Source organism: Bacillus sp. GW823-FHT06A11 (genome assembly GCF_058795355.1).
In genome coordinates this window covers 1-694 of sequence record NZ_JBXAHS010000026.1, presented here as the reverse complement: position 1 = coordinate 694, position 694 = coordinate 1, and the positions used below count along the sequence as shown (strand labels likewise).

General features: G+C 33.9%; 1 protein-coding gene. It reads left to right on the top strand.

Annotated features, from left to right (window positions below):
* The coding region (locus AC1Q8L_RS29910) for an MBL fold metallo-hydrolase (RefSeq protein ID WP_492339554.1) at positions 1 to 694 on the top strand (694 nt) is incomplete at both ends.

Sequence of the window (694 nt, the reverse complement as noted above, 5' to 3'; positions counted from 1 at the left end):
GTCGCTATATAGAACAATATATAGAATTTGCTAAGAAAGAGGGGATGGAAGTAATTGCTGCGGCTGAGACTCACATTCATGCAGATTTTCTTTCTGGATCTAGAGAACTTTCTAATCTTTATCATGCAAATTTATATGTATCTGATGAAGGAGATTGTGATTGGAAATATCAATATCTCAACGAAGGTCGATACAAATTGGTTAGAGAGGGCACAGAGTTTAAAGTAGGCCATATAAAATTTAATGTAATTTCCACCCCAGGGCATACGCCTGAAAGTATTTCTTTTTTAGTAACTGATACAAGTCAAAATAATTTTACGAATGATAAACCGATAGGAATTTTCACAGGTGACTTTATATTTGTAGGAGATATAGGAAGACCTGATTTATTAGAAACAGCTGTTGGTATGAAAGATACTGCACAAATAGGAGCGAAACAATTATTTGATTCTATACAAAAAGTAAAAATACTCCCTGATTATTTGCAAATATGGCCATCGCATGGTGCGGGAAGCGCATGTGGAAAAGCATTAGGAGCAATTCCAACTTCTACATTAGGTTATGAAAAAATGTTTAATTGGGCATTTCAATGTAATGAAGAAATTGATTTTATATCAACTTTATTGACGGGACAGCCAGAGCCTCCAAAGTATTTTTCATTAATGAAGAATTTAAATAAGTATGGTCCTCCAAT